At 72.4% G+C, this 26,114-nt stretch carries 28 protein-coding genes and 3 pseudogenes; 15 read left to right on the top strand and 16 right to left on the bottom strand.

Annotation, left to right across the window (positions count from 1 at the left end; genetic code table 11):
- Positions 1–855, top strand: an 855-nt coding sequence (locus tag T328_RS34735) for an IS256 family transposase (protein WP_496500257.1), incomplete at its 5' end; no start/stop codon positions are given.
- Positions 856–881: 26 nt separating this feature from the next.
- On the opposite strand, the gene T328_RS34740 is transcribed toward T328_RS34735, so the two are convergent.
- The 3 genes from T328_RS34740 to T328_RS34750 are packed head-to-tail and all read right to left on the bottom strand — an operon-like array spanning position 882 to position 1,741.
- Complete coding sequence (locus T328_RS34740) at positions 882–1,163, bottom strand: ABC transporter transmembrane domain-containing protein (protein WP_496500258.1); 282 nt, start codon at positions 1,161–1,163, stop codon at positions 882–884.
- The gene (locus T328_RS34745; RefSeq protein WP_496500259.1) at positions 1,160–1,528 is read right to left on the bottom strand and encodes a hypothetical protein; all 369 of its coding nucleotides are present in this window, start codon (positions 1,526–1,528) and stop codon (positions 1,160–1,162) included. Before T328_RS34745 ends, T328_RS34740 begins: the two co-directional genes overlap by 4 nt.
- Positions 1,529–1,567: 39 nt before the next feature.
- Complete coding sequence (locus T328_RS34750) at positions 1,568–1,741, bottom strand: hypothetical protein (RefSeq protein ID WP_496500260.1); 174 nt, start codon at positions 1,739–1,741, stop codon at positions 1,568–1,570.
- 383 nt (positions 1,742–2,124) lie between these two features.
- Here T328_RS34750 and T328_RS34755 point away from each other — a divergent pair, with 383 nt between their 5' ends.
- From T328_RS34755 to T328_RS34770, 4 genes are all read left to right on the top strand, one after another.
- Complete coding sequence (locus T328_RS34755; protein ID WP_496500261.1) at positions 2,125–2,949, top strand: TrmH family RNA methyltransferase; 825 nt, start codon at positions 2,125–2,127, stop codon at positions 2,947–2,949.
- Positions 2,950–3,070: 121 nt separating this feature from the next.
- Positions 3,071–3,595: an SAM-dependent methyltransferase gene (locus T328_RS34760; protein WP_496500289.1), complete on the top strand. Its 525-nt coding sequence runs from the start codon at positions 3,071–3,073 to the stop codon at positions 3,593–3,595.
- A 256-nt stretch (positions 3,596–3,851) separates the two neighbouring features.
- Positions 3,852–5,888, top strand: coding sequence for a glycoside hydrolase family 78 protein (locus tag T328_RS34765; protein ID WP_496500262.1), 2,037 nt, complete (start codon positions 3,852–3,854; stop codon positions 5,886–5,888).
- Positions 5,889–5,968: 80 nt separating this feature from the next.
- Entirely contained in the window at positions 5,969–6,661 is a 693-nt protein-coding gene (locus T328_RS34770) for an alpha-L-rhamnosidase C-terminal domain-containing protein (RefSeq protein WP_496500263.1), read from the top strand.
- An 87-nt stretch (positions 6,662–6,748) separates the two neighbouring features.
- On the opposite strand, the gene T328_RS34775 is transcribed toward T328_RS34770, so the two are convergent.
- Together T328_RS34775 and T328_RS34780 are read right to left on the bottom strand one after the other, a co-directional pair.
- Positions 6,749–7,294, bottom strand: a complete 546-nt coding sequence (locus T328_RS34775; protein ID WP_496500264.1) for a phospholipase A2 — start codon at positions 7,292–7,294, stop codon at positions 6,749–6,751.
- Between the two features lie 161 nt (positions 7,295–7,455).
- A complete protein-coding gene (locus T328_RS34780) occupies positions 7,456–7,731 on the bottom strand; it encodes a hypothetical protein (protein WP_496500265.1) in 276 nt (91 codons plus the stop codon).
- Between the two features lie 208 nt (positions 7,732–7,939).
- Here T328_RS34780 and T328_RS34785 point away from each other — a divergent pair.
- Positions 7,940–9,059, top strand: a pseudogene (locus T328_RS34785) (MBL fold metallo-hydrolase).
- Between the two features lie 24 nt (positions 9,060–9,083).
- Here the strand turns inward: T328_RS34785 and T328_RS34790 are convergent.
- The gene (locus tag T328_RS34790) at positions 9,084–9,395 is read right to left on the bottom strand and encodes a hypothetical protein (protein WP_496500266.1); all 312 of its coding nucleotides are present in this window, start codon (positions 9,393–9,395) and stop codon (positions 9,084–9,086) included.
- A gap of 77 nt (positions 9,396–9,472) precedes the next feature.
- A complete protein-coding gene (locus T328_RS34795; protein WP_496500267.1) occupies positions 9,473–9,748 on the bottom strand; it encodes a hypothetical protein in 276 nt (91 codons plus the stop codon).
- Between the two features lie 81 nt (positions 9,749–9,829).
- Between T328_RS34795 and T328_RS34800 the strand changes: the two genes are divergently transcribed.
- Complete coding sequence (locus T328_RS34800; RefSeq protein WP_496500268.1) at positions 9,830–10,216, top strand: VOC family protein; 387 nt, start codon at positions 9,830–9,832, stop codon at positions 10,214–10,216.
- Between the two features lie 455 nt (positions 10,217–10,671).
- The gene (locus tag T328_RS34805; RefSeq protein ID WP_496500269.1) at positions 10,672–12,543 is read left to right on the top strand and encodes a hypothetical protein; all 1,872 of its coding nucleotides are present in this window, start codon (positions 10,672–10,674) and stop codon (positions 12,541–12,543) included.
- A 492-nt stretch (positions 12,544–13,035) separates the two neighbouring features.
- On the opposite strand, the gene T328_RS34810 is transcribed toward T328_RS34805, so the two are convergent.
- Both T328_RS34810 and T328_RS34815 read right to left on the bottom strand, forming a co-directional pair.
- Positions 13,036–13,812 (bottom strand): beta/alpha barrel domain-containing protein, encoded by a 777-nt coding sequence (locus T328_RS34810; protein WP_496500290.1) that lies wholly within the window; start codon positions 13,810–13,812, stop codon positions 13,036–13,038.
- On the bottom strand, positions 13,796–14,134 hold the full coding sequence (locus T328_RS34815) for a hypothetical protein (RefSeq protein WP_496500291.1): 339 nt from the start codon (positions 14,132–14,134) through the stop codon (positions 13,796–13,798). Before T328_RS34815 ends, T328_RS34810 begins: the two co-directional genes overlap by 17 nt.
- A 206-nt stretch (positions 14,135–14,340) precedes the next feature.
- Here T328_RS34815 and T328_RS34820 point away from each other — a divergent pair, with 206 nt between their 5' ends.
- Entirely contained in the window at positions 14,341–14,562 is a 222-nt protein-coding gene (locus T328_RS34820; protein WP_496500292.1) for a hypothetical protein, read from the top strand.
- On the opposite strand, the pseudogene T328_RS34825 reads toward T328_RS34820, so the two are convergent.
- From T328_RS34825 to T328_RS34845, 5 genes and pseudogenes are all read right to left on the bottom strand, one after another.
- A pseudogene (locus T328_RS34825) lies at positions 14,527–14,748 on the bottom strand (transglutaminase-like domain-containing protein); the annotation flags it as partial. The gene T328_RS34820 and the pseudogene T328_RS34825 overlap by 36 nt on opposite strands.
- 161 nt (positions 14,749–14,909) lie before the next feature.
- Positions 14,910–15,584 carry a hypothetical protein gene (locus T328_RS34830; RefSeq protein WP_496500270.1) on the bottom strand — a complete coding sequence of 225 codons (675 nt, stop codon included), beginning with the start codon at positions 15,582–15,584 and terminating at the stop codon, positions 14,910–14,912.
- Positions 15,585–15,861: 277 nt separating this feature from the next.
- Positions 15,862–16,412, bottom strand: a pseudogene (locus T328_RS34835) (DUF3152 domain-containing protein).
- Between the two features lie 304 nt (positions 16,413–16,716).
- Positions 16,717–17,355 (bottom strand): superoxide dismutase family protein, encoded by a 639-nt coding sequence (locus tag T328_RS34840; RefSeq protein WP_496500271.1) that lies wholly within the window; start codon positions 17,353–17,355, stop codon positions 16,717–16,719.
- Positions 17,356–17,492: 137 nt separating this feature from the next.
- Positions 17,493–18,089, bottom strand: coding sequence for an Rv1352/Rv1906c domain-containing protein (locus T328_RS34845; RefSeq protein ID WP_496500272.1), 597 nt, complete (start codon positions 18,087–18,089; stop codon positions 17,493–17,495).
- Positions 18,090–18,494: 405 nt separating this feature from the next.
- Here T328_RS34845 and T328_RS34850 point away from each other — a divergent pair, with 405 nt between their 5' ends.
- From T328_RS34850 to T328_RS34860, 3 genes are read left to right on the top strand one after another with little or no spacing between them, the layout of a single operon-like run.
- Positions 18,495–19,217 (top strand): tRNA-dependent cyclodipeptide synthase, encoded by a 723-nt coding sequence (locus tag T328_RS34850; RefSeq protein WP_496500273.1) that lies wholly within the window; start codon positions 18,495–18,497, stop codon positions 19,215–19,217.
- On the top strand, positions 19,204–19,893 hold the full coding sequence (locus T328_RS34855) for a phytoene/squalene synthase family protein (protein WP_496500274.1): 690 nt from the start codon (positions 19,204–19,206) through the stop codon (positions 19,891–19,893). The genes T328_RS34850 and T328_RS34855 overlap by 14 nt, the downstream gene beginning before the upstream one ends.
- Before the next feature lie 3 nt (positions 19,894–19,896).
- Complete coding sequence (locus T328_RS34860; RefSeq protein ID WP_496500275.1) at positions 19,897–20,229, top strand: hypothetical protein; 333 nt, start codon at positions 19,897–19,899, stop codon at positions 20,227–20,229.
- 75 nt (positions 20,230–20,304) lie between these two features.
- On the opposite strand, the gene T328_RS34865 is transcribed toward T328_RS34860, so the two are convergent.
- Positions 20,305–20,694 (bottom strand): SH3 domain-containing protein, encoded by a 390-nt coding sequence (locus tag T328_RS34865; protein WP_496500276.1) that lies wholly within the window; start codon positions 20,692–20,694, stop codon positions 20,305–20,307.
- Positions 20,695–20,975: 281 nt separating this feature from the next.
- Between T328_RS34865 and T328_RS34870 the strand changes: the two genes are divergently transcribed.
- Positions 20,976–21,428, top strand: a complete 453-nt coding sequence (locus T328_RS34870) for an iron chaperone (RefSeq protein ID WP_496500277.1) — start codon at positions 20,976–20,978, stop codon at positions 21,426–21,428.
- 76 nt (positions 21,429–21,504) lie between these two features.
- On the opposite strand, the gene T328_RS34875 is transcribed toward T328_RS34870, so the two are convergent.
- Entirely contained in the window at positions 21,505–24,387 is a 2,883-nt protein-coding gene (locus T328_RS34875) for an ATP-binding protein (protein ID WP_496500278.1), read from the bottom strand.
- Between the two features lie 146 nt (positions 24,388–24,533).
- Between T328_RS34875 and T328_RS34880 the strand changes: the two genes are divergently transcribed.
- A complete protein-coding gene (locus tag T328_RS34880; protein ID WP_496500279.1) occupies positions 24,534–25,037 on the top strand; it encodes a pyridoxamine 5'-phosphate oxidase family protein in 504 nt (167 codons plus the stop codon).
- A gap of 276 nt (positions 25,038–25,313) precedes the next feature.
- Positions 25,314–26,096, top strand: a complete 783-nt coding sequence (locus T328_RS34885; protein ID WP_496500280.1) for a class I SAM-dependent methyltransferase — start codon at positions 25,314–25,316, stop codon at positions 26,094–26,096.
- Positions 26,097–26,114 lie beyond the last annotated feature (18 nt).

The raw sequence follows: 26,114 nt of genomic DNA on the forward strand, positions 1-26,114 counted from the left end.
CATCTGGCCGAGGTGTACGGCGCGAGCGTGTCGAAGTCGACCATCACCACGATCACCGACAGCGTGATGGACGGCATGGCCGAGTGGCAGAACCGGCCGCTGGACCCGGTCTACCCCGTGCTGTTCGTGGACGCTATCCACGTGAAGATCCGTGATGGGCAGGTCGCGAACCGGCCGATCTACGTCGTGATGGCCGTGACCGTCGAGGGCCACCGCGACATCCTCGGGATCTGGGCCGGCGACGGCGGCGAGGGCGCGAAGTTCTGGCTGCAGATCTTCAGCGAACTGAAGAACCGCGGACTGGACGATGTGCTGATGCTGGTCTGCGACGGGCTCAAGGGATTGCCCGATGCGGTGGAGACCGTCTGGCCCCGCACCATCGTGCAGACCTGCATCATCCACCTCATCCGCAACAGCTTCCGATACGCCTCCCGCGCGGACTGGGACAAGCTCGCCAAGGACCTGAAGCCGGTCTACACCGCCCCCAGCGAGGACGCGGCCACCAGCCGCTTCCTGGAGTTCTCCGAGACCTGGGGCAAGAAGTATCCGGCGATCATCCGGCTCTGGGAGAACGCCTGGGCCGAGTTCGTACCGTTCCTGTCCTTCGACGTGGAGATACGCAAGGTCATCTGCTCAACGAACGCCATCGAGAGCGTCAACGCCCGCATACGCAAGGCCGTCCGGGCCCGCGGACACTTCCCCAACGAGCAAGCCGCCCTGAAATGCATCTACATGGCGCTGATGTCCCTGGACCCCACCGGCAAGGGCCGCCGACGCTGGACGATGCGCTGGAAAGCCCCCTTGAACGCCTTCGAGATCGCCTTCGAAGGACGCCTCACGGCAGCCCGCCGCTGACCACCAACCAACCGCAGATCAGCCGTCTACTGGACACACCCGCTTCGGACCGTCAGGTACAGCGGCCCTCCCACGGCCACGGCGGCGAGGCCCAGCTGCCAGTCGAGGTACAGCAGCAGAGCGGTGATGTAGACCGTGGTCAGCACGGCGCTGACGATGTCCCCCAGTCCTCTGGTAAGCAGTCTGCGGAGGGCCCCGACGTCGCTGGTGGCCCGGGAGGTGAGCCGTCCTGAGGTGTACCGCTCGTGGAAGTCGATGCTCAGCGCCTGGGAGTGGCGGAAGACGCGCCCGAGGAGGTCGAGGATCACGTCCTGGCCGACGCGTGCCGAGAGGCGGACCTGGATGTGCTGTACGCCCCCGAGCCGGCCACGACGAGCAGGTAGCCCAGGCAGACGGCCAGGATCGGGCCGCGGTCGTCGTCCCGCAGGGCCGGGACAGCCTGGTCGATCGCATAGGCCACGAGCAGCGGGCTCAGCTGCGAGATCCCCCGCTGAAGGACGAGCACGAGGCAGGTGGCCGCGACGCGGCGCCGGCGGGGACGCAGCAGGGACGCCAGCAGCGCCCGTGAGGCGCCCGCCGGCGCGGAGAGCACGTCCTGGGCGAAGGGATCGGGCTCGGCCCGCGCCGGTTCCTTCCGCTCCGGGTTTCTCGACTTGCCGCTGCGATCGGTCATTCCTCCTGCCGTGTCTGCTTGAGGTCCTGCACGTGGGCGTCAGCCGGTCGAAACTCTCGTTCCAGCACCGCTCGAATCCGCCGGTCCACTCGTGGACCGACCGCAGCCCGCGGGCGTCCAGGCCGTAGAGGCGCTGCTTGCCCGCCCGCGAACCCGCACCAGCCCCACCTCCCGGAGCGCCCGCAGGTGCTTGGACGCCCCGGGCTGGCTCATCCCCAGCTCCTGCGCCAGGATGTCCCGGCGCTGCCGCTCGGCGATCCCGCATCAAAATGTATTCAAGCAGTGGGGAATCGGCACGGCTGGCAGCGGATACATTTCGGCGAGCCGGGCCAGCAGCGGGCATAGGCGTCACGTTCCGGCGGGCGCGGCTCCGCCCGACGGGCGGGGTCATCGCTCACCCCACGCCCCTACCGTCGCCCGCCGCACCCCCAACGCCTCAGCAACCCCCTGCTGAGGCAAACCACGCACCACCCGCAAACGGCTCGCCGGATCGGGAGATCATCATGGCCAGGGCCGCGACCTGGCGGGACTACACTCCCACGGGGACCGGGCCGCCGTCGGACGGGCCTTCGGACCAGGACTCGCGGAAGAACGTCATGACCGACACGATCACCAGCGCCGCCAACCCCCTCGCCAAGCGCGTGAAGCTACTCGCCAGCCGCAAACACCGGCGCCGTGAAGGCGCGTTCGTCGTCGAGGGCCTTCAGCCGGTGTGGTATGCCGTCGAGGCGGGGTGGGAGATCGAAACACTCATCGTGGCGCCTGCCCTGCTGACGCATCAGGCGGCTTGGCGCATGGTCGAGGAGCAGGAGCGGTCCGGGGTGGCCGTGGTGCGGTTCGGTGCGGAGCTGTTCCGGCGTCTGGTCGACCGTGACGGGCCCAGTGGTATGGCGGCCGTCCTGCGCAGCCGGGGCGGCACACTGGAAGACCTCATCGTCCGGCCCGAGGCGGTGTTCGTCGCCCTGCACCGCATCGCCAACCCGGGCAACCTCGGCACCATCATCCGCACCGTGGACGCCGTGGGCGGGACCGGGGTGATCCTGATCGGGGACTCGGTGGATCCGTATGCGCCGGCCGCGGTCAAGGCCAGCATGGGGTCGCTCTTCGCCGTCGACGTAGTGCACACCCCCGACGCCACGGCGTTCTTCGACTGGGCATCGGAGCGGGGGGTCGCGGTGCTGGCCACGTCGGGCTCGGCGGACGAGGATCACTGGAGCGCCGCGTACGCGCCGCCGCTCGCGTTCCTGTTCGGCAGTGAGCGGGAGGGGCTGCCGGAAGAGCTGCTGGCTCGGTCGTCGCGGCGGCTGCGGATTCCCATGGAGGGCACGGCGGATTCGCTGAACATCGGAGTGGCCGCGTCGATCATGCTCTACGAAGCACGCAGACACCGCGACGGCGGACCCGCGCCGACACACGGGTGACGCGGACGCCCGCCCGGCCTCCGCCCGGTGGCCGCCGGCGCTGTGTTGGCCGCCACCGGCGTCAGGAGAGGGCCCACACACCGCGACGACGACGATCCCCGCCAGGTCATCGACCCCCACCATCCCGCACTCCGCCCGGGTGTGGAACCACTTCCTCGGCGGCAAGGACAACTACGAAGTCGACCGCCGGACCGCCGAAGCCTACAAGTCGACTTTCCCCCAGATCGTCGATGTCGCCCGCACGGACCGCGCGTTCCCGGGCAGAGCCGTGAGGTATCTCGCCGCCGAGGTCCGGATCCGCCGCCCGTGGGCCATCACCCTGCTGGGCATCCTCCACTTCCTCCGCGACTTCGACCAAGCACGCGGTATCGTCCGGCAACTCCTCGACGCCGTGCCGGCCGGCAGCCACCTGAAAGTCATGTACGCCACCCTGGACCCGTCCCTCCGCGGCGAGGAGACCGCCGCGCAGAACTGGGAGTGCCGCTCCCGCAGCACACCGGTGACCAGGAGGGCATCCCACAGCACGAACGCCACGCCCCACGGCAGCAGCCGTACACCCGGCGCGAAGCCCCCGCGAGCAGCGCGCGGACGCTCCTGCTCCGCTGACGTCATAGGTCACCATGCGTGGCCGGGCGGTGTCCGATGACGCGCGGTAGTTCCGGAGGGCACGTCGGGGCGCGTGCCGCGTACGAGGTGGCGAGGTACGTCCGTACGTTCCGGGTCTTCGGCGTCGTCCACGCGGGCGTCCAACCCGAGTCCCTGAATCGTGTCAGCAAGTATTGGCGCGCGATTTCGGGCGGAATATGTTCCGCTACGCCCCATAGCATTGAAACGTTTTAATCAGCCATGGAGCAGGTATGCGACTTCGGAGAAGAAGACCCGGGCCCTGACGCGCCGCCACAGTGCTGGCAGCAGTACTCGCCTCGGTCGCCGCCCTCCATGCTCCAGCCGCCGGGATCACGCACGGGCAGGCGGAATCCCAGGTTCACGAGCGGCCGTCGGCGCCAGCCGGGCTGCGGACGAACTCGCTGCCGGCTCCCGCGGACGTGGACGTCACGGGGACCGTCGAGTTCGGCTGGCAGTCGGCGCTGCGCAGGCAGCGCGCGTACAAGATCGAGGTGACGCGCGTCGGCGCGGACCGCCCGGTGTGGGAGAGCGGAAAGGTCGAATCGGCTGAGTCGTCGGCGGTGCGCTACGCCGGCCCCCCGCTCCGGACGGGCGAGCGGTACCGGTGGCGCGTGCAGGTCTGGGACGAGAACCGCCGGCCCTCCGGGTGGTCCGGGTCCGCCTCGTTCGGTACCGACCCCGGCGCCGACTGGGGTAACTCGGCGCTCGTGTGGCCCCGACCGGCGGACGGCGAGAAGTGGACCGACTACCGCCTCGACCTGACGCTCACCGTCACCCGCACCGCGCTCGGCGTGCGCTTCCGCTCGCCGGACGCGAAGAACGGCTACATGTGGCCGTTCCGGGCGGCCGGCGCGGCCAACCCCAACACCCTCGTGCCACACATCCAGACGGACGGCCGGTTCAGCGCCGGCGACCCGGTGCCGCTCGGGACGGAGCTGCAGCCCGGCACCGAGCACCGGGTCAGTATCGAGGCCGTCGGTTCGACCCTGACCACCTCGCTCGACGGCCGGGTCGTGGACCGCCGCACCGACATCACCCACGCCGAAGGGGTCATCGGCTTCCGCAACGGCGGCAGTGAGTCGGGTGTCGTGGACGACGTCCGGGTCACCGGCCTGACCGGCTCCGGCGACGGCCGCGTGCTGTACCGCAACGACTTCGACGACCCGGCGGCCGACTTCCCGTGCGGGACCGTCGAGGACGGGGCGCTCGCCCTCGGCGTCGACTACCTCAACGTCAACCTCGCCAACGACTGGGCGCTCCTCCGCGGTGACTTCTCGCCCGCGCCGCGCAAGGAGGTCTCCTGGGCCACCGCCTTCGCCACCGGCTCCGCGTTTTCAAGCGCCAAGCAGTACGTCTACAAGATGTACCCGGACGGCGAGTTCGTGGGGCTCGGCCCGACGAGCCCGACCGGCGACGAGGTCCGTTACGACGGCTTCGACCTCACGGACGAGCTGCGCGGAAGCGGCCCGCACACGCTGCTCGCGATCGCCTACGCCACCGAGGACCGGCGCTTCCAGGCGTACGTGATCGTGCGCTACACCGACGGCACCACGCAGACCTTCGGCACCGGAGCCGGCCGGCAGGCCCGTACCGGACGTGACGTCTGGACGTCGACGGACAGCATCGGCACCGGCTACTGGAGCGCGCCGCAGGAGGACCTCGCCATGGACGCGTACCCGGTCGGCTTCATGCAGCCGGGCTTCACCGGCCCCGGCTGGGCCGTCCCCGACGTGAAGGAGAACCTGCGGGCGCTCGCCTTGGGCTACCCGTTCGACCGTGACGCGGCCCGGCTGACCTCCTCCGACCCCGGCCTGGTCAAGGTCTGGCAGTTCACCAAGGACACCATCGAGACCGCCAACCAGAAATTCTTCACCGACTGCCGACGCCTACATCCAGTTGCTGTCAACCTCCACCTCACGGACGACCCGACGCTCAGCCGGTACTCCATGGACTACTTCGAGGAGAACGGCACCTGGCCCACCGAGTGGCCGATGTACGTGATCAGCGCCGTGTACGACACCTGGCAACGCACCGGGTCCACCGCCCAGATCGAGCGGGCCTACGACACGCTCAAGCCCAAACTCCTCGACGAGGACTACGACCCTGCCACCGGCACCATCGTCCAGCCCGACGCCATCGTCGACAGGCCCGACAGCCAGCGCGACGGCTACCGATTCACCGACCAGAACACCGTCCTCAACGCCCTCGCCTACAGCAACTACCGGCAGATGGAGACCATCGCCCGGGAACTCGGCCACGTACGGGACGCCGAGGACTTCCGGGCGAAGGCCCGCACGATCCGCGACGCCTGAACGTCGGGTTCTACGATCCGGAGTGGGGCGCCTACGACGACGGGCTGGACAGGGACGGCGTCCCGACCGGCCACCACGCGGTGCACGCCAGCGTCTTCCCGGCCGCCTTCGGGGTCCCGGACGGCGCCGTGCAGCGCGGGGCCGTCGCGGACTACCTCGCCTCCCGGGGCATGGCCTGCAGCGTCTACTGCTCCGGGTTCCTGCTGAAGGCCCTGTACGACGCCGGCCGCGGCCAGGCCGCGCTGGACCTGCTGACCTCCTCCGGCACCAACAGCTGGCTGCACATGCTCGACATCGGCGCCGGCGCCACCGGCGAGGCCTGGGACCCCGCCCAGAAGGGCAACATGACCTGGTCGCACCCCTGGGCAACCTCGCCCGCCTACGTCATCCCACGCGACATGTACGGCATCGAACCCACCTCGCCGGGCTACGCGACCTTCCGAGTCCGGCCGCAGACCGGCGACCAGCGCTTCGGCTCCGTCACACTGCCGACCGTCAAGGGCACGATCGCGGTCTCCTTCCAGCGGTCCGGCGAGCGCCAGGATCTCGGCGTCCGGGTGCCCGGCAACACGACCGCGACGGTCGGCGTACTCGCGCCCGAGAGCCATGAAGGAGCGGTGGTGTTCGTCGACGGCGGGCCCGTCCGGGGCGAACGCGACGGTGACCGCATCGCGGTCCGGGTGGGCGCCGGCTGCCATGTCCTCAGCACCTCGTGGTCGGCGAGCGTGCGGGACGACGACCGGCTGACGGGCGTCTGCCGCGGGGGAGGCTGACAATCCCACGCGGCACGGGAGCCGGGGTCCCAGAGCGGGCGGAGATCAGCGCAGGAGGTGCCGCCGATCTCCGCCGTCGGCGCGTGGTCAGAAGAACGAGCTGTCGCCGCCGAGCTGGACGGCCCCGTAGTACGCCTCGGCGGCGTTGACGCACGCGACGTGGGGCAGCGGGGAGCTGTGACGGTCGTCGCAGATCCGGCGCATCTCGGTGAGGAAGCGACCGTCGATCCCGTTCTTCGTCTCGCGGGTCGGGCTGAGCTTCAGCTCGTGGTCGGCGCCGTAGTTCCGGTAGCCGAAGTCGTGCTGGACGCACGCGGGGCGGAAGGTCTCACTGTAGGGCGCGTAGCCGGTGGGGACGGAGCAGCCGTCGTTCGTCCAGTTGAACGGCGGGACGTGCGGGGTCTCCGCGAACTCCCGGTAGGTGAGGTTCATGATGGCGTCGGCCTGCTCGCGCAACGTCGGCGCCGCGGGGGCGGCGGTTGCGGAGCTCGGGTCGGCGGCGAGGGCGGTGCCGGCGCCGGTGAGGGTGCCGCCGAAGGTGGCCGCTGTCAGCAGGGCCAGCGTGGCGGCGGTGGTCGACAGCTTCTTTCGCAGGGCGGAAACGGCCGCCGGGCTGCGGGTGATCTTGTTCATGCAGGGAGGCTGCGCACCGGGGTTGCGATCATGCGTCCCGGGGTGCAGATCCGCCCAAACGGGTCAGGCGCCCTCCGCCGGGCTGACGAAGGCCCGACGCAGGCGCCCGCCCGGCGCGAGGGGCATGGGTGCCCTCCGCGCCAGACGGGCCCCGATCACGATCAGGGAGCGTCGAGGGAGTCCTCGATGCCCTTCATCTCTTCGTCGGTGACCTCCTTGACCAGTCGCTCGCCGGTCTTGTCACTGATGCCCTCGCACTCGCTCGGGCGGTCGTCGCTGACTTCCCCGCCCTCCTGGGCCTTCTTGAACTCCTTGGCGATGGCTTCCTTACAGGCCGCCTCGTCCCCCCCGCTGTCGCTACCGCAACCGGTCACGGCGATGGTCAGGGCCGCCGCGGCCGCAGCGAAAACGGAAGCACGGGCAGTGCGCTTGTGCATGATTCCCCTAGCAAGTACGTGTTCGGACCGGTGAATCCTGTCGGACCCCGGCCTCGGTGTCCTGCGGTGTGACTGTTTGGTGACATGACCGGGACACGACCACAAGGATTCGATCCGTCAGGTGTCACCCGAACGGCCCGGCCCGGAGGTCGGCGGTGTGGCGCGGGCCGAGGCTGGGGGCACGGCGCTGACCGGTGGGAGGATCCGTATGGCCGAACCCGATCTCAGCGACCGCGCGGACTTCGAGGCCGCCGACCGCCGATTCCTCGCCGGACCTGCCGAGCGGCAGGTCCGGGCCGCGGACGGGCGGGTGGTGTAGGACTTCGACGACATCGGCTTCCTCGACGGGTTTCCCGACGACGATCATCCCGACACCGTTGACGCCGGCCTGTGACGGCAGGCGAAGCTGTGTGCCCGGGCCGGGTTGTACGAGGTGACCGACGGTGTCCTGTAGGTGCGCGGGTACGACCTGTCGAACATGACCCTGATCGAGGGCGACCGCGGGGTCGTCATGGTGGATCCGCTGATCTCGCGGGAGACCGCCGCCGCGGCGCTGGGCCTGTACCGCGCGCGGCGCGGCGACCGGCCCGTCACCGGCGTGGTCATCACGCACTCGCACATCGACCACTTCGGCGGCGTCCTCGGCGTCCTCGACCCGGACGCGGACGCGGACGTCACGGTCCTCGCCCCGGCCGGGTATCTGGAGCACTTGGTGGCGGAGAACGTCTACGCCGGCACGGCGATGCTGCGCCGCGGCTTCCACTACGCCGGGATGAACCTGGAGTGCGGCCCGCCGGGCTGGTCGGCATGGGGCTGGGCTTCACCGCCTCCACCGGCGCCCCCGCCCTGCTGCCCGCCACGCACACCGGGCAGACCGAGACCGTCGACGGCGTGCGGTTCGTATGATGACGCCCGGTACCGAGGCTCCGTCGGAGATGAACTTCCTCCTGCCGGACCACCGCGCGCTGTGCACGGCCGAGAACGCCACGCACAGCCTGCACAACATCCTGACCCTGCGCGACGCCCTCGTTCGCGACGCCCGCGTCTGGTCCCGCTATCTCGACGAGGCCCTCCGGCTCTTCGCCGCCGAGGCCGGCGAGCGCCACCGCGCCACGCTCTCCCACGGCGCCTTCACCCACCACCGCCTCGACGACCGGCGCACGGTGCCGGCCGACGTGTCGCTGACCCTGGTCAAAGGCCAGTTGCTCGCGCTGCTCGCGGGTGCGGGTCCGGAGGACATCGAGCACACGGGCGATCTAGGCGCGCTCCGCACCCTGCTGGCCGTCCTCGACAGGCCCGATCCGGACTTCACCGTCGTCACCCCCTGAAATACGTGCAGGCAGGGACGGGACTCAGCCCGCGGGCGGCGGGCCCCAGCCGCCGTGCGGCTGCTGCGGGGGCGGCTGCGGGGCGCCGTAGGGCTGCTGGGCGGGGTAGGACGGCGGCTGCGCGGCGCGCTGGCCCGAGCCGCCGGGATTCCTGTCGAGTACGCCGCAGGCGACGGCCCCGATCATGAGGCCAATGCCCAGGTACGAGCTGGACTCGCGAATCTGCTGAAACTCGATGCTCTCCACGTCCGACCGCTCGGCGATCATCGGCATCACGAAACCCTGCACGAGAAAGTACAGGCCGCAGACGAAGAGCACCCATCCGAAGATTTTCATAAGCGGCACCCTACGTCGGCGCCGCACGGCGCCACCGTGAATTGCTATTCCCGAAGTCCGGGTGGTGACAGCGGTGTTCAGGCTATATCGCCGGTCCAGGCCCAGCGTCCCGTGGCGCCGGCGGTGGGGGCGTAGGTGGCGCGGCCGCCGGCGCCGAAACGGCCCAGCTCGGTGGGCAGGGCCGCGCCGGCGGCGGTCTCCTGCGCGCTCCAGCCGGTGATGTCGAGCAGCAGGCCGTCGAGCGGGCCCCCGACGAGTTCGGCGTAGTACCGGCCCGGGCGCGGTCCCGGGTGCGGGTCGTCGTGATCCGTGCCGTAGACCCGGCCGCGCAGCAGCTCCTCGTCCCTGTCCATGCCCCCAGCCTCTCAGCCGCCACCGACAGTCCGGCCCGGCCGGCCGCGCCGGCCGGAGGCGGCGCCCGTAAGCTGGCGGGCATGGCATGCCGTATCACTGAACTGGTCATCGACGCCGCCGACCCCGATAGGCTCGCCGCGTTCTGGGGCGAGGTCCTCGGCTATGTGGAACTCGACCGGGACGACGACGGCACGATCGAGATCGGGCCGCCCGACGTCGGCTTCGGTGGGCTTCAGCCCACCCTGGTACTGAGCCCGAGCAGCGATCCGCGGCGGGGGAAACTTCCGCTGCACATCGACGTCAACGCCACCGACCGCGACCAGGAGGCGGAGCTGGAGCGGCTGCTCGCGCTCGGCGCCCGGCACGTCGACATCGGCCAGACCGGTGCGGAGAGCTGGTATCCGCTGGCCGATCCCGAGGGCAACGAGTTCTGTCTGCTGCGTTCCCGGGTGCAGCCCGTCGCGTGACGACGGGCCTCGGCCAGATCTTCGGATCGCTGATCTGTGTGTCGTTGACTGATGCGCGGTGGGCGCGGATTGAGCCGTTGCTGCCGGATCGGACACCTCGGCGAGGCCTTCGGGCTCACGCCCGGCCAGACCGGTGACCCACCCGCCTCCGTAAGCCGCTGACCAGTCCGCCAACCGCAAGCTGCGCGCCAGTTCTTCGCACTGTCGGCGCGAACAGACGACCCGGTCGCGCCGGAGGCCGGGCGGATGCGGGCTGACCTGGAGCGCGCCGGATGGGCTGCCGCGGTGGACGACTTCCTGCCGCCGGAGATGCGCGTGCCGAGCCACGACCGCCCTGAAGTAATTCGTATTAGCACCTTGACGGCGCCTTCCTGCCCGGAGAGTGTGTCCGATCAGCCGGACGGTCACGCACCGTTGGCTTTCCCGCAGCTCTCATGACGTCCAGGAGACGCCCCATGACGTACGGACCCCCGCTGTCGCGCCGCGCGATCATCACGGCGGCCGGGGCCGCCGGCCTCACCGCCGCAACGCCCGCCCCCCAAGCACTTGCCGCCGGCACCCTGCCGACACTGCCGTCCCTGCCGTCCCTGCCCCCGGGCTCACCCTCTCGGCGCGCCTTCGCCGCCGACGAACAGCTCTACGCCCCCTATCTGGTCAGCCTCGCCGAGATGGTCAACGACATCGAGGACAACGGCTTCATGGGCGGCGGCTGGTGGCGATCGCCCGCGGCCCCGTACAACACACGGGTCCAGGAGCATGTCTACACACTGACCTGGTTCCTCACCAACAACCGCTCCTGGAACCCGTACGGCGGCAACTCCGCCCTCCTGACGCGACTGGACGCGGCGCTCAGCCACTACCTCGGCCTCCAGCACTCCGATGGCTCATGGCCGGAGTACAGCGCCGACGAGCACTCCCTCGCCGCGACCGGCTTCGCCCTCGGCTACCTGAGCAAGACCCATGTGCTACTGAAGGAAGCGCGGCTGCTCCCCACCCGCCGCCGCCAGATCGCCCGCGCCCTGCACGGAGCGATGACCTGGCTCCTCAACCCGTCCAACACCCGCGCCTGGCAGACCCCGATCAGATACGCCAACCAGGTCACCGCAGGACTGGCGGGAGCCGCACTGGCGCTCAGAACCAACCCCGACGCAACCCTGCGGGTCCGGTTGAACGACGCCTTCGCCCGCCTGGCCCAGAACGGGCAGGGCCCGGTCGGCTTCTTCTACGAAGAGGGCGGCATGGACATGAACTACAACTTCGAGGTCATGCTGCCCGAGATGGCCGATGCCTGGCGGCAGTCGAACAACGAGCACCTGGTGACCATGGCCAGGAAGTACACCGACTGGCTCGGCTACAACCTGCTGCGCGAACCCGACGGCTCCGGCTGGTTCAGCAACATCGCCCCCTCCACCCGCACCAGCACCCTCGCCTACGACGACACCCGGCCCGACCCGGAACGCACCGCGCTCAACAACCAGTTCGTCCCGTCGGTGCCCGCACTGGGCGCATTCCTGTCAGCCCGCGAGGACCTTGCGTCGGCCCGCACCTCCTGGGCCGCGGACGCCTCGCCGATGACCGGACTGACCAAGCAGAACACTTCTCCACGGATCCTCAGCCACGCGATCTACGACGAGAAGTACCCCACCCGGCAGGCCAAGACCCAGGCGATCCGAACCGTTGCCTACCTCGCCTCGAAGAACTTCACCGAGCGCCGCACCGACCAAGGCCAGGACTTCCTCTACATCCGACGCCCCGACGTCTACCTGGGCGCCTACCTCGGTACCCGGCCGACCAGCAGGGCCCGCACCGGCCTCAGCTTCCTGTGGCACCCGGTCGCCGGCACTGTCATCCAGACCCTGAACGACAACAACCACGGCGTGTGGGCCACCGTCCTCCCCGGCCAGGAACCGGACTCCAACGGGCCCCAGGCCGGGCAGTTCTTCGGCGGCAGCCCCTACGCCTTCCGCTTCGGCACACCCAGCGGGTCGGTCGTCACCGACGTCAAGGTCGGCAACGGACTGGTACAGCGCTCCGTCCGAGCCAACTCGCCGGCGACCGAGACCGTGCCGCTGATCCTTCAGGCGTCCGACCACGTGGTGTTCACCGACGGCACGGCCCTGTCCTGGGGAAGCTCCGCCACGGCCACCGCAACCGGTATCGATGTGCACCGCCGCTCCGGCGTCGTCCAGATCCGCTGGGGTACCGCCCGGAACGCGAGCATCGCCGCCGCCTCCCTCACCTACCTGCGTGACGGCAGCAGGCGGATGCACATCCTGAAGGTCCCGCACGACGGTTCCCTCGACGTCGGTATCCGGCTTGCCTACTGACGGCCCGACCGTAGGGCGGGCTGCGGAGAGCAGCGAAGACGGCGTCCCGGTCGGCGTCGAGCGCCAAGGCGTGGTCCTGAACCCGGACGAGGGCCCCAAGCCTCTCTCGCCTTCAGACCAGTGGACCGGCCGGAGGAGTTGACAGGTTTCCCGCCCGCCGTGACAGGTGAGAGCGCTCTCAGAATGAGTCATGTGCACGCCAGGAAGACCTGACGCGCCCTGCCCGTTGGCTCGCCGGTGCCGTTTCGTTAGGGCTCGTCGGCCTACTCGCTCTCGGGCAGGCCGCCACCGCCGCCCGGCCCGGCGACGGACCCACCGGCCGACTCGCTGAGGAGGCATCAACGGCATCAACGGCATCGACGGATAGACAGGAGGCTGTCGTGGCTCTTCCGCGCTGGACCGCCACCACCACCGAAAACGAAGCCGGAATCGCCACCGGCTGACTCCCCGGAGCGTCCGCACTGCCGACCGGCCGGGGCACTCGGATCCGGGCTATGACCCGGCCCCGCGTACGTCGAGCGTGGCCGGCCGGGCCGGCTCGGCGTCGGGCAGTAGCGCGCGCAGTACCCCGAACCAGGCGTCGAGGTCCTCGGCGCGGAGCAGCCCGGTGCCGATGAGCAGGCCGCGGAAGCCGGCCGCCAGCAGGTCGGCGGCCTCCTCGGGGGTGTCGATGCCGCTGGCGCTGACGGGGAGGCCGGCGCCGGCGGCCCGGACGCGGGGCCGCAGGTCGTGGCTTCGTTGCAGGTCCGCGTCGTCGTTCTCGCGCCGGCGGATGTCCTTGTTGTTAACCGCCACGACGCACGCCTCGGCCCGGGTGAGCGCGGACAGCTCGGCGGCGGAGGTGATCTCGACGAACGGCGTGACGCCGTTGTCCAGACAGGCGTCGATCAGCGTCGGCATCAGCCGGTTCGGCAGGATCGTGGCGGTGAGCAGCACGGCCGCCGCGCCGGCCTCGGCGGCCTGTCTGATCTGCTTCTCCTTGGTGAAGAAGTCCTTGACGAGCACGGGCAGCGAGGTCGCCGCGACGGTCTCGTCGAGGAGCCGCGCGGTGCCGCCGAACCAGGAGCCGGTGACGACTGACAGCGCGGGCGCGCCCAGTTCCTCGCAGCGGCGCGCCAGATCGGCGGCGGTACGACCCTGGAGCAGGTCTTCGCCGTCCGCCTTGGGCCGCTTGATCTCCATGATCACCGGTAGCTCCGCCACCGCCAGCGCGTCACTGAAGCGCTGGTCCGCGGCGTTCCTGCCGGTCGTGTCAGCCGGGTAGGGCATGCTGTTCCTCCTGCGGGGCATGCCGTCGCGCGGTGTCCCAGGCGCGGCGGATGCCGCCGATGAGCGCCGACGAGAGGTGTCCGGCTGCGGCGCGTGCGCGGATCGCGGCGAGCCGGGCGGGGGTGCGGTAGCCGTGCGGCTGGACGGTCGGCACGCCGGTCTCGGCGACGACGGCGGCGAGCCGCCGCGGGTCGTCGAGCAGGGTGACGCGGCCTGGTCCGAGCCCCGTGGCGTGGGCGGCCCGGGTGAGCGCCCGCACGTCGCCGAGCGGGAGTTCGTACGCCTCGGAAGGCACCCCGTACCAGATGCTGACGGCGTCCACCCGTTGCTCCGGGCAGCAGCCGCACCTCGGCTTTCGCGGTGATGTCGCACACCTTGAACCACACGGGGCTCAGCCGTTCCGCGCGGTGGCGTCGGCGTGCAGCGAGCCGGCGACCAGCCGGGTGCTGTCGGGGCCGTCGACGATGCCGGCGTGGGCGCCGCGTATGCCGTCGATAGCAGCTCGTAGGGAAGGTCGTCGAACTCCCCGTGCTCGCGGACGACTTCCATGTACCGCGCGCCGTCGTCGTCGTAGGGCTGGTGGACGCTGTCGGCGGTGCCGTCGAACTCGAGGGGGCGCATGCCGTGCAGCCGGCAGAGCAGCCGGTTGAAGACGGGGGTCGCGCGCACCCAGGCGCCGTCGAGGTGGACGGTGGCGAAGGTGTGGTAGCGGAAGACGTCCCCGCCGACGAGCCTGCGCAGCGCGGGTGAGGAAAGGTGGTTACGCACGTCGGTGAGCACGAGCCGCGCGGGGATGCCCTCGGCGCGCAGGGCGGCGGCGTAGAGCACGGACTTGTGGATGCACATGCCTTTGCCGGTACGGGCCACATGCGCGGCGGTGACGCCGGTACGGGACAGGTCCACACCGTAGACCTCGTAGTTGATGCCGTCGCGCACCGCGAAGTAGAGGCGTACGGCCGCGTCCCTGCTGTCCAGGCCGCCGTCCTGCGGCAGCGTCCGGCGGACGAAGTCGCGGACTTCGGGGCGTCGGAGTTCAGGAACTCGGTGGGGACGAGGGCGCTTTCCAGGTCTGTCGTCGTCATCGGTGTTCTCCCGCGTCAAGCGGCGCGTCCCAGGCCGAGGGGCGCGGCTGTCCGGTTGTGCTGGGTCGCTGTGGTGCCGGGGGAGATGGTTTCGTCGACCGCTGCGACGCAGCGATCGACGCGCCGACGCATCTCCCCCGTGCTGACGACGAAGCCGCGAGCGCGTCGGATCCGGTATCGGGTCCGGTGACGGCGTGGGCGCCGATGACGGTGCCGGCACAGACCTGCGGGAGGTACACGGCCTTCAGGGCGATGGAGCCGAAGCGCTGGAGGGCGACGCCGGCGCTCACCATGTGGGTGGTGATGGCGAAGTTCAGGCCGGTGCTGCGGCAGCCGCGGCTCTTCCTCCGGGACGTGCATCGTGGTGAGGAGGGACTGTCCGAGGACGCCCCACTTCTCGTCGAAGGGCAGGCGCAGGAGCCCGGATTCCATGACGGGGAGCCAGGGTTCGCGCGGAATGGCCGCTTCCCGGTCGATCGCCGCGCCGGGAAGGGGCACCGCCTTGGGGTGGCCGGTGGATCCGGAGGTCGTTCCCGCCGGATTGCGGATCGCGGCCATGTTCTTCTCCGCGGCGCGGGGCAGCGCCAGCAGGTCCCTGTACGACACCGCGCGGCCCTGCCAGATAAGGGCGGGGTTCTCCGGGTGCGGCCGGGCGACCGTCGCTATTCGTTCCGCGAGCGGGAGGGCCATGCGGGAGTCCTCCACATTCCTGTTCGACGAGCTGACCGCAGCGCACTCAGGATGGGCAAGATGGCGGTGGCCCGCATCTCAAGCAATGCGGTCCGGTCCGCGCGACGAATCCTTCGGCCGCGGGGGCCGAGCCCGCCGATCCCCCGCGCTCTCCGGGTAATCGCTTGTGGTGATGACGCGTCCGGGGATCGTCGGGGCGTGCGCGGCGGTGCGCTGGACGGGTTAGGCGGACCTCTCTTCGGCGGTGCGGAGCAGAGGGACGGCGCGAATTGCCGATCTACCGCGACACCGGCCTGTCGACGCACTCCGCAGGGCTGCTGCTGACCTCGTCGCGGGCCGGACGGTGGCCGACCTCGTGGTTGATGAGCATCTGGCGGTAGCCGCGAATGTCGTGGCCGTAGGTGCTGGAGCCCTGGGCCCAGCGGAAGGCGTTGATCAGGACACGCTCCGTCAGGCCGGAGTCGCACGAGACGTTCTCGACGGTGGTGTCGAAGCCCGACATGGCGCACCAGTCCCCGGTGGTGCCGGGGCTGGCCAGGGTGACGGCGAAGTCGCGGGCTCCGCCGGGACGCGCTCGAAGGTCCGCCTCCCGTCCGCGCCCCAGCTCCGCGCGTCGTTGAGGGTTTCGTGTACGGCCCGGGCGAACAGCCGGCCGTCCAGGGGCACGTCGTTCTCGACGTCGACGCGGTAGCGCACCACGCGGCCGGTGCCCGGAGCCGGATCGTGGCCGGGCACGGTCTCGAACGTGCCCGGGCCGCGCAGGCCGGCGGCGATGGGGTACGTCTCGCCTATCCGCCGCCCGTACATCAGGTCCCCGAGTGAGGGCATGTCCGCCGAGCCGCCGAGGGCGAAGCCGGAGCTGTGCCGCGGTCCCGACGCCGACGCGCGGTACGGGGCATGGAAGCCCGACGCCTGCTGCTCCGCCCGGATCGGCAGGGGCTCGGTGGCGTCGGCGGCGTCGTCGGTCGCGTCTTGAGACACGTGGTGGCGCAGGGCGTCGGGACGAGGCTCGGGGGGAGCGCGAAGAGCCAGGCCACCACCCCGGCGGCGCCGAGGAGCGCGAGCACCGCCGCGACCGCGGCGAGGCGCGTCAACGAGCGGGTAGGACCGGCCAACCCTGACCACACCCCCGCTACTCGAACGGCACCGACAGGCACCCCAACCGCGCGCCCGCCATGCCGGCCTCGCCCGGCTGCGTCCTCGTGGCGTACTCGTGCACCACAACCGATCGCGCCTCGCCCGCCCGGAACCGCCAGTCCTGCCACACCGAGACGAGTGCGCTCCCCCGGCCGTCGGTGGTGAAGTCGAGCCACACCTCGTTCTCGGGGTTGGCGTAGGTCGGGTCGACCGACGGCTGCACGGGGGCCGGCCGGTTCTGGTAGTGCGGCCCGGCGGCGTCCGGGTCGGGGCGGCAGGGCGCGGTGTGGACGTGCGCGCCGTACGTTCGGTCGGGCAGCAGGCCGGTGAGCCCGAGCCGGACGCTCGTCCTGCCGTGCCGCGCCACCTCCACCACGGCGATGCCCGCGCCCGCGGGCACCAGTGTCGTGTCGTACGTCAGTCCGTCGCCCGGCTCGGCGTCCTTGGGCGGCAGGAAGTACGCCTCCCGTGCAACGACGTCGGGGACCTCGCCAGGTGCGGCCGCCGCCGGCGCGGTGCCGGTCGCCCCGGTCGCCAGCAGCGCCACCGCCGCGGGCACGGCGGCCAGCGCCGCCCCGGCCCGGCGTCGCGCCACCGCCTTCGCCGTTCTCACCGCGCCCGCCACCGTCCGCATCGCCACCACTCCTCGCCGCCGCTCCACGCGCCTACACGTACGCCTCCACACTGGCGGCGGCGGCGCTGGCAGTCGTGCCGTACGCGCGCGGCGTCCGGGTGACGCGGGAGCGGCGGGCGGGGGCCGCGGGGCGGCGGCTACGTGCCGCCGTGCGTGCCGCCGGAGTGGCTGCGGCTCCAGGTCTGGCAGCCCTTGCTGCGCACGTACTCGCCGTCGTGGACCGTGATGTGCGTCGGGCCCCAGGTGGAGCCGCTGATGATCGGCACCAGTTCGCCGCCGTTGTCGGCCAGCCGCGACCACTCGCAGCCGCCGGGGTCGCCGTTCGAGCCCTGCGTCGCGTACGTGCCCGGGGCGATGGCGCCGCCGACGAAAACCGTGCCGTTGTCGAACGACGTGCCGAGCCGGTGTCGGTCGCCGAAAGGCCGGCGCGGCGGGTGGTGTTGGTCGGCGGAGGTCGCCGGGGGCCGCCCGGCGTCCTTCGCGGACTCCTGCCGCTGCCGCTGGGGTGCGGCGGCCTCCTTCTGGTTCGGCTGCTTCTCGGGCTGGGCGGCCTGGGCCGCTTCCTCCCGTACGGACGGCTTGGCGTCGCTCGCCGTCTCGAGTCCGTCGGCCGTCAGCACGGCGGCGACCACCCCCGTGACCACCATGAGGGCGCACGCGGCTCCGATCGCCCAGCGGTTGCCCAGGAACCGCTGAACCAGCGGCAGATCAAGGAATTTCGTGAGTTTCTTCATGGCCCTATCGCTCGCATGCGCATAGTGGATGTTAGTTACATAACCTACTTTTCGCATGCGGCATCCGGGCCCGTTGCCCGGCCACGCCACGGCGCGCATCACCGCATTGGCCCCGGGACTCCGTACGACATCCCACCGCAGTGCGCTGGTGGTGCTGGAGCCGGACGCCGTCGCGCACATGGGGGCGGGGTCGGCGGCCCCACGGCGGAGGCGCAGTCAGGGGCGTGGGGGCGTAACGGGGGCGCTTTAACGCATACGCCTCTCACTTTCAGTGTCTGTATGGACACCATGGGTAATCAATCGATGATCTAGCGGCGCGTCCGCCGCTGGAATCGAATCACCGTCCCTCCCACCCGCCCGGGCACGCCCCCGCGCCCGGGCGGGAACCTCTCGGAGGTGTCCCTGGTGGAATTCACCGACACGCCCCTGACACCGAACTGCGCCCGGGTGTTCGCCTCCGGTGTGCACGTCGTGGTCGGAGTCAGCCTGGGCAGCAGCTACTTCAGCGGCGACGTGCTCAGCGGGCTGCTGCGCTGGCTGCACGCGCGCTTCCAGTCGATCGACGTCGTCGTCCCCGACTCCCCCTTCCGCGACAACCTGCTGGTCGCGGGCCACCCACAGGCGTACGCGGAGCGGAAGACCGCCCAGGAGACGGCCACCGCGCGCAGCCGGATCCTGCGCTCGTGGCAGCGGGCGGGGATCCGCGCCCCGGGCGCGGAGCACCTGCACCTGCTGTCGGGCCTCGCCGGCGGCGCGGTCTACCGCGGCCTGCGCACGCAGGTGCGCCAGGCGCTCGCGCACGACGCCGAACTGCGCCGCTGCGGCCTGGAGATGAGCGAGTCCGCCCTGCGCTCCCAGTTACGGGGTGCGGAGCCCTCGCGGGCCCAGGTCGAGGCGGGCCTGGGGTGCTTGGAGGCCGAGCTGCCGTTCTTCGTCGGATCCGCCGCCGTGTTCGGGGTCTCGTCGTCGGTGTGCTTCTACCACCGGCCGATCCCGGCGGCGGAGCTCCTCTTCTCCCGCACCGGGCTGCTCCGTCCGCCACCGTCGCAGGGCTACGCGCTCATCCGCCCGGCGCGCGCGGCCGGCGCGGTGCCGGCGGATGGGGAGGTGCAGGGTGTTCGCCCATGAGCTGACCGCCGCCGGGCTGCGCGGCACGCGGGTCGAGGCCGCGTACGCCGCCTGCGGCCGCTACCTGCGGCGGCGCAACGCCGCGGCCTTTCCCGTGGCGCGCTTCCTGCTGCCGCCCGGCAAGCGCCCGTACTACGACGCGATGCTCGCGTTCTGCGGCTACGCGGACGACGTCCTCGACGCCACAGGGCACAGCCGCCGCGACCGCGGCGAGCGGTTCGACGCCCTCCGGTACGAGGCGCTGCGCCGCATCGACGGGAGCACCGCCACGACTGCCGGCACCGCCGCCGGGCCGGTGACCGCGGAGGCGGTGCTCATCTGCCGGGCGCTGGCCCACACGGTGCGTACCTGGGACATCGATCCGGAGGGGATCCGGCGCTCTCTGCGCACGCTGCGCACGGACCTCGACACCAGCTCGTACGCGACGTTCGAGGACCTGGAGCTGTACATGCGTTCCGTCAGCGGGGACATGAGCATCTGGGTCAACACACTGCTCGAACCCGCGGACGACGAGGCCACGGTGAAGGCCATCGCCCTGGGCTACGGCGTCTACATGCTGGACTTCCTCGACGACATCGCGGAGGACGCGGCCCTGGGCCGCGTCTACCTCCCCCTCGCCGACCTCAAGCACCACGGGCTGAGCCGAGACGACCTCGTCGCCGCGGCTGCCCGGTAGCGTATGACCGCACCGCTGAAGGAGGCGGTCCGCTTCGAGGCCGACCGCGTCCGGCGCTTCTTCCACCTGGCGGACGGCTGGCACCGCCAGGTGCACCCGTCCGGCCAGGAGCTGCCGCGGCAGTACCTGGAGCTGGGCCGTACGGCGCTGGCCGAGCTGATCCGCGACGACTACGACATCTTCCGCCGGCGCCGCAGCACCCGCCTGCTGTGCACCGCCCGCGCGGGCGGCACCACGGCCCGCTCGTACCTCCGCACGCTCCGCCACCGCCGCGCACACCCCCACCGCATCCCCCGCATCCCGGCAGAGCGGGCGGGCGGGGACGGTCCGGCCTGAGGGGCCGCGGTCGCACGCGAACGCCCGGCCGGTGGGACCGGCCGGGCGTGGGCGGCGGGGTGAGCCGCGGCGGGGTCACCGCTTGCAGAAGGGAATCTGGTCCAGGTTCCGCACGTAGCGCGCGGACATGTAGCCGTGGCCGCCGCCGTGCACCGGCACGCGGTACCACCTGTCGTTGCCCAGCACGTTCTGCCCGATCACCTTGCACTGGATGCGGACGATCGACCCGGATTTCGCCGAGCCGAGGATCTTGCTGCGCGTGGTCGGCGCGGCGCGCTTGTAGACGATGCTGTTGCCGAGCACCTTGCCCCGGTACGGGTAGCTGTGCGTCGCGTCGGCGACCGGCGCCGTCTCCGCCTTCTGCCCCTCGGAGTCGGCGGCGGCGAGCGAGGGCGTCGCGGCGAGGGCGCCCAGGGTCAGAGCGGCGGTGGCAACCATGCTGGCGGCGGCCTTGCGGATCGACATCGGGGATCTCCTTTCGTGGTGCAGCGCACCAGAGCGGGGAAGAACGTGAGAACCGTAGGAGAAGCCGGTCGCGGCACCGCCATATTGCCGTCAGACACACCTAACTGCCCCCCGTCTAGCCCAATCCAGGCGGTGGTGCGGAACTCACGGGAGCGTGCGTCCGTGGTGGTTTCCGTGGCGGGCACGGAGGCGTTCCATGGCTCCGCGGGGCGAGGCTGTGGTCACGGCGACCGGCCCGGCGAAGGACCGGGCGGGTGGGACCCGAGAGCACAGGAGTGGTCATGAGCAACAGCGAGACGGGCGCGTACGAGGGGTTCTCGGCCGACGAGCAGGCCGCGATGAAGGAGCACGCCCGGGAGCAGAAGAAGGCGGCGCGGCGCGGGTCGGGGGCGGAGAAGGCGGCGGAGGCGCTGCGGGACGTGCTCGCGAAGATCGCGGAGATGCAGGACTCGGACCGGGTCATGGCCGAGCGCGTCCACGCGGTGGTCACGGCCACGGCCCCGGAGTTGGCGCCGAAGACCTGGTACGGCATGCCCGCGTACGCCCTGGACGGCAAGGTCGTGTGCTTCTTCCAGAGCGCGGGGAAGTTCAACGCGCGCTACGCGACGCTCGGGTTCAGCGACCTGGCGAAGCTGGACGAGGGCACGATGTGGCCGGCGGGGTTCGCCCTCACCGAGGTGACGAAGGACGTGGAGGCGCGGATCGCCGCACTGGTGAAGCGGGCGGTGAGCTGAGGCGGGGGCGACTCGCGGGGGTGGGCGACACCCCGGGGGCCTCCGGCCCGGCTGCGCGTGGGCCGTCGTGCGGCGGCTATCCGCGGGGCGGCCGTCCGGTGACCTTCGGCGCCAGGCCGAGGCCGGCGAGCGCGGCCTCGCCCGCGGCGGTGTGCTCGCCGCCGGCCAGCAGCAGCGTACGCGCCTCCTGGTACGGGCTTCCCGCCGCGCCGAACGCCGCCGCGAGCGCCGGCAGCCGCGGCAGGTCGCCGTCGAGCAGCGCCTCCGCGCGGTCCACCTGCGCGGCGGCGACCGGGTTCCCGGCGACGACGGCGCGGGCCGCGGCGATCCGCGCCCCGGCGTCCGGGTGGCCGGCGAGCACCGCCGCCTCCGCGCGCAGTGCGGCGTACCAGTGCAGCCAGACCCAGCACACCCACTTCCACACCTCGTCCGGCGCGGGCGCGACCCGCTCCAGGGCCGCCTGCGCGTCGCCGTGGTGGAGCAGGACGGTGGCGTCGAAGACCGCGCCGTAGCCGTGCCGGTGCTCGGTCGTCGTGTCCGCCCGGTCGACGACGGCGAGCCAGTCCGCCCGGGCGCCGTCGTCGCCGCGTAGCCCGTGGATCATCGCCACCGACGCGGCACCGGCGCCGAGGGACAGCGACTGCTGCCCGCCGCTCTGCTCGAAGGAGTCGCGGAACCGCACGGCGTGGGCGAGGACCTCGTCGGCGCGGCCGGCGAGGGCGTCCGCGACGAGCAGCCACGCGGTGGCGTGGTGACCGGCCTCGGCGAGCAGCGGGTGGCCGGCGAGTTCCCCGCCCCAGCGGCGCGCCTGGTCCAGCTCGCCGGCGCCGACCGCGGTGCCGGCGGCCATGGCCAGGGCGTCCATCCGCTCGTGGATGGCGGCGGGGGTGGGCGGTAGGGGCGTCAGGACCTCGGTGCGGCGGCGGGTCGCGGCGGCGGTGGCGAAGGTGTCGCCGGCCCAGCTGAGGGCGCCGGACAGCGCGTCGAGAGCGGCGGACTCCGTTACCGGCTCCTGCGCGCGCCGGGCCAGCTCGACGGCACGTTCGACCCGCTCGATCGTCTCGCCCGGCGCGTTGTCCGCGTCTCCCTGCACGGCGCCGTACGCGTCGGTGACCACCGCCGCTTCGGCCAGCGCCACGGCCGCCCCGGCGCGCGGGTCGTCGCCGGCCAGGTCGCGGGCGCGGTCGAGCATCTTCGTGACCTCGGCGGCGGCGGGGAGACGGTTGAAGGAGGTGGAGAAGCGGTACGCGGCGGTGGCGGCCTCGGCGAGGTCGCGGCCGGCGCCGGCGGTGTCGCCGGCCCGGTGGGCGGCGCCGGCGGCTGCGCGGTGCAGGCGGTACATGTCGTCGCCGAGGCGCCGGAGGCCGGCCACCGCCGCGGCGTGCCGCAGAGCCCCGGCGGCGGTGGCGGCGGTGGCTGACTCTGTGGCGGCGGCTGTGTCTGCGGCGAGGGCCGCGGCCTCGGTGCCGTCGGCGTCTTCGGCGAGAGCGGCGGCCTGCTCGTACCGCTGCTGAGCCTCGCCGAGCAGGTTGCGGGTGAGCGCCAGCCCGGCCAGCGACAGCGCGAGGCGGTGGGCGTCCGCGCGCCGCTCCGGCTGCTCGGCGGCCCAGCCGAGCGCGACCCGCATGTCCTCGGCGAGGTCGTCGAACCGGGCGCGCCAGTCCGGGCCCCCGGCGCCGGCCAGTTCGGTGCCGGCGGCCGTGCACCAGCCGAGGTGGCGGGCGCGTACGGCGGTCAGCTCGCCGGCGGCGGCGAGGCGCTCCGCACCGTACTGGCGGATGGTCTCCAGCGCCTGGTAGCGGGTGCCGGTCGCGGCCGGGGTGACGGCCAGGAGGCTCTGCTCGGCGAGCCGGCCGAGGCCGTCGGCGACGGCGGTGTCGCCCGGGGCGAAGCCGGCGACCTCGGCCGCCGCGGCGGCGGTGAACGGCGCGACGAACACCGACACCCGGCGCAGCAGCGCCTGGTCCCAGGGCTGCAGCAGGTCGTGGCTCCAGTCCAGCACGGCACGCACCGAGCGGTGGCGGTCGTCCGCGCGGGCGCCGCCGCTGAGAATCTGCAGCTGATCGCCGAGGCCGGCGACCAGGCCGTCGAGGCCGAGCGTGGACCAGCGCGCCGCGGCCAGCTCGATCGCCAGCGCCATGCCGTCGAGCCGTTCGCAGACGGCCACGACGCCTGCGCTCGCCCCCGGCCCCGGCGGGAAGCCGACCGCCGCGGCCCGGTCCATGAACAGGGCCACCGCGTCCGACTCGTCGCCGCCGTCGCGCGACAGCGGCGGCACCGGGAAGGCCCGTTCGAAGGGCACCATGAGCCGCGCCCGGCTTGTCGCGATAACACGCAGCCGCGGGCAGGCCGCCAGCAGCCGCTCCAGGAACGGCGCCACCCCGTCGCGTACGTGCTCGCAGTTGTCGAGTACGAGCAGCGCGTCGTGGTCCGCGAGCGCGGCCGGCACGGCGTCGTCCACCTCGCGGCCGGGCTGCTCGCCGGCGCCGACGGCGGCGGCGACCGCGGCGCCCACCCGCGCCGGGTCGGTGACCGGGACCAGGTCGGCGAACCACACCCCGTCGGGGAACTCGCCGGCCACGTCGCCGGCGACCGCCAGCGCGAGCCGCGTCTTGCCGACCCCGCCGGGTCCGACCGCGGTCACCTGCCGGTGGGCCCGTACCGCGGCGGCCAGCTCGGCGCGCTCGCGCGTACGGCCGACGAACGGCGTCAGCGGCGCGGGCAGGGCGGGGCCCGCTCCACCCGGTCCGGCCGCCCGGCCGGCGGGGACGGAGGCGGCAGCGTGCCGGGCGAGGGCGCGCCGGTCGGGCAGGTGCAGCTTGCGCAGCAGCGAGGAGACGTGGGATTCGACGGTGCGTACGGAGATGAACAGGCGCCCGGCGATCTCCGCGTTGCTGAGGTGCTCGCCGAGGAGCGCGAGCACTTCCGCTTCGCGGGCGGAGACGGGCGGCGTGGACACCACCTCATTATCAGTGCCGCTCTCCGTGGTCGGCACGGAGGCGGTCCGGGCCCGGCGGGGTGACGCTGTGGGCGACGGCGATCGGGCCCGGCGCGCACACCGGCCGGCCGCGGCCCGCAACGGGCCTGACGACGATTGGAGCGACCATGACCGCACTCCCGGACACCGCCGGCGCGCCCCCCGCCGCGGAGCCGACGGCCGCCGCCGGACCCCGCGCACGCGGCCGGCGCCGCCGCGACACCGAGCACCGGCTCGCCCACGACGTCGACGTCTGGGTCGCCAGCGCCGCGCCCGACGGCACGCCGTACCTCGTACCGCTGTCGTTCTCGTGGGACGGCGACGCGCTGTGGGTGGCCACCCCGGCGGAGAGCCCGACCGGCAGGAACCTCGCCGCCACCGGCGTCGCCCGGCTCGCGCTCGGGCAGACCCGGGACGTCACGGTGATCGACGGCGCCGTCGAGGTCTTCGAACTCGACGCGCTGCCGCCGGAGCACGGCGACCGGTTCGCGGCGCGCTCCGGCTTCGACCCGCGGGGCCTGGCCACCCGGTACCGCTGGTTCCGGATCACCCCGCGGCGGATCCAGTCCTGGCGCGAGGTGAACGAGCTGCCCGGCCGCGAGCTGATGCGCGACGGCCGCTGGCTGGGCTGACTCCGCCCCGGGCGCGCCGGGCCTGTGGCGCGCTTCACACCTCCCGGCGCGGCGGCGCGGAACAACCGGAGGGGTCCTCCCGTTGATGGTGGTGTGGGTACGGAGGGAGCAGTGTCCCCGGGCCTCACCTCCCGCCCGTGGGGAAGATCGTTCGGCTGAAGCCCCACGGAGCCTTTCGCCGCGAGGCGACCGCCCTCCGTATCCGCCTCTGGTCAGCCCCGGTCGGCCCCCCCCTCCGGCCGGGGCTTCCGGCTGACCGCGCGCTAGGTTCGGAGAATGAGCGAACGAAGTGCGGACGGAAGCGCCGGCGACGCGGACTACGGGTCGATCGGCGCCGGCTATACGGACTACCGGCGGCCCGACGCGCGTATCGCGGCGGCCGTCGCCGCGGCGCTCGGCGACTCACGCACGGTGGTCAACGTGGGCGCGGGCGCCGGCTCGTACGAGTCGGGGCGCTTCCGCGTCACCGCGGTCGAGCCCTCGGCGGCGATGCGCGCCCAGCGGCCCGCTTCCCTGCCGCCGGCCGTCGACGCGGTGGCCGAGGACCTGCCGTTCGCCGACGGCACCTTCGACGGCGCGATGACGACCTTCAGCGTGCACCAGTGGAGCGATCTCGCCGGCGGCCTGCGGGAGATGCGGCGCGTCACCCGCGGCCCGGTCGTCGTCCTCACCTGCGACCCCGCTCTCGTACGGGACTTCTGGCTGTACGAGTACGCCCCGCTGGTGCTGGACACAGAAGCCCGGCGGTATCCGGCGATCGCCGAAATCACGGACGTGCTCGGCGGCCGGGCGACGGTGGCGCCGGTGCCGATCCCCGCGGACTGCACCGACGGCTTCAACGAGGCGTATTACGCGCGCCCGGAGCGTCTGCTCGACCCCGGGGCACGCCAGGCGTGCTCCGCGTGGAGCTTCGTGGCACCGGAGTTGCGGGAGCGGTACGCGGACCACCTCCGCCGCGATCTCGCCTCGGGCGCCTGGGACGAGCGCCACGGCGCGCTGCGCGGGCAACCCGCCTACGACGGCTCCCTCGTCCTCGTACGCGCGGTCCCCGCGCCCTGACGCGGCCCGGCCGCCGGT

This window comes from Streptomyces sp. CNX435, assembly GCF_059570575.1.

Excerpts from the sequence above, each read along its gene's own strand:
- T328_RS34810 (WP_496500290.1), bottom strand. The coding sequence starts at position 13,812 with ATGCCCTACCCGGCTGACACGACCGGCAGGAACGCCGCGGACCAGCGC.
- T328_RS34780 (WP_496500265.1), bottom strand. The coding sequence starts at position 7,731 with ATGCACAAGCGCACTGCCCGTGCTTCCGTTTTCGCTGCGGCCGCGGCG.
- T328_RS34805 (WP_496500269.1), top strand. The coding sequence starts at position 10,672 with ATGACGTACGGACCCCCGCTGTCGCGCCGCGCGATCATCACGGCGGCC.
- T328_RS34795 (WP_496500267.1), bottom strand. The coding sequence starts at position 9,748 with ATGGACAGGGACGAGGAGCTGCTGCGCGGCCGGGTCTACGGCACGGAT.
- T328_RS34865 (WP_496500276.1), bottom strand. The coding sequence starts at position 20,694 with ATGTCGATCCGCAAGGCCGCCGCCAGCATGGTTGCCACCGCCGCTCTG.
- T328_RS34755 (WP_496500261.1), top strand. The coding sequence starts at position 2,125 with ATGACCGACACGATCACCAGCGCCGCCAACCCCCTCGCCAAGCGCGTG.
- T328_RS34745 (WP_496500259.1), bottom strand. The coding sequence starts at position 1,528 with ATGACCGATCGCAGCGGCAAGTCGAGAAACCCGGAGCGGAAGGAACCG.
- T328_RS34870 (WP_496500277.1), top strand. The coding sequence starts at position 20,976 with ATGAGCAACAGCGAGACGGGCGCGTACGAGGGGTTCTCGGCCGACGAG.
- T328_RS34750 (WP_496500260.1), bottom strand. The coding sequence starts at position 1,741 with ATGAGCCAGCCCGGGGCGTCCAAGCACCTGCGGGCGCTCCGGGAGGTG.
- T328_RS34840 (WP_496500271.1), bottom strand. The coding sequence starts at position 17,355 with ATGCGGACGGTGGCGGGCGCGGTGAGAACGGCGAAGGCGGTGGCGCGA.
- T328_RS34880 (WP_496500279.1), top strand. The coding sequence starts at position 24,534 with ATGACCGCACTCCCGGACACCGCCGGCGCGCCCCCCGCCGCGGAGCCG.
- T328_RS34830 (WP_496500270.1), bottom strand. The coding sequence starts at position 15,584 with ATGGCCCTCCCGCTCGCGGAACGAATAGCGACGGTCGCCCGGCCGCAC.
- T328_RS34845 (WP_496500272.1), bottom strand. The coding sequence starts at position 18,089 with ATGAAGAAACTCACGAAATTCCTTGATCTGCCGCTGGTTCAGCGGTTC.
- T328_RS34800 (WP_496500268.1), top strand. The coding sequence starts at position 9,830 with ATGGCATGCCGTATCACTGAACTGGTCATCGACGCCGCCGACCCCGAT.
- T328_RS34860 (WP_496500275.1), top strand. The coding sequence starts at position 19,897 with ATGACCGCACCGCTGAAGGAGGCGGTCCGCTTCGAGGCCGACCGCGTC.
- T328_RS34885 (WP_496500280.1), top strand. The coding sequence starts at position 25,314 with ATGAGCGAACGAAGTGCGGACGGAAGCGCCGGCGACGCGGACTACGGG.
- T328_RS34790 (WP_496500266.1), bottom strand. The coding sequence starts at position 9,395 with ATGAAAATCTTCGGATGGGTGCTCTTCGTCTGCGGCCTGTACTTTCTC.
- T328_RS34775 (WP_496500264.1), bottom strand. The coding sequence starts at position 7,294 with ATGAACAAGATCACCCGCAGCCCGGCGGCCGTTTCCGCCCTGCGAAAG.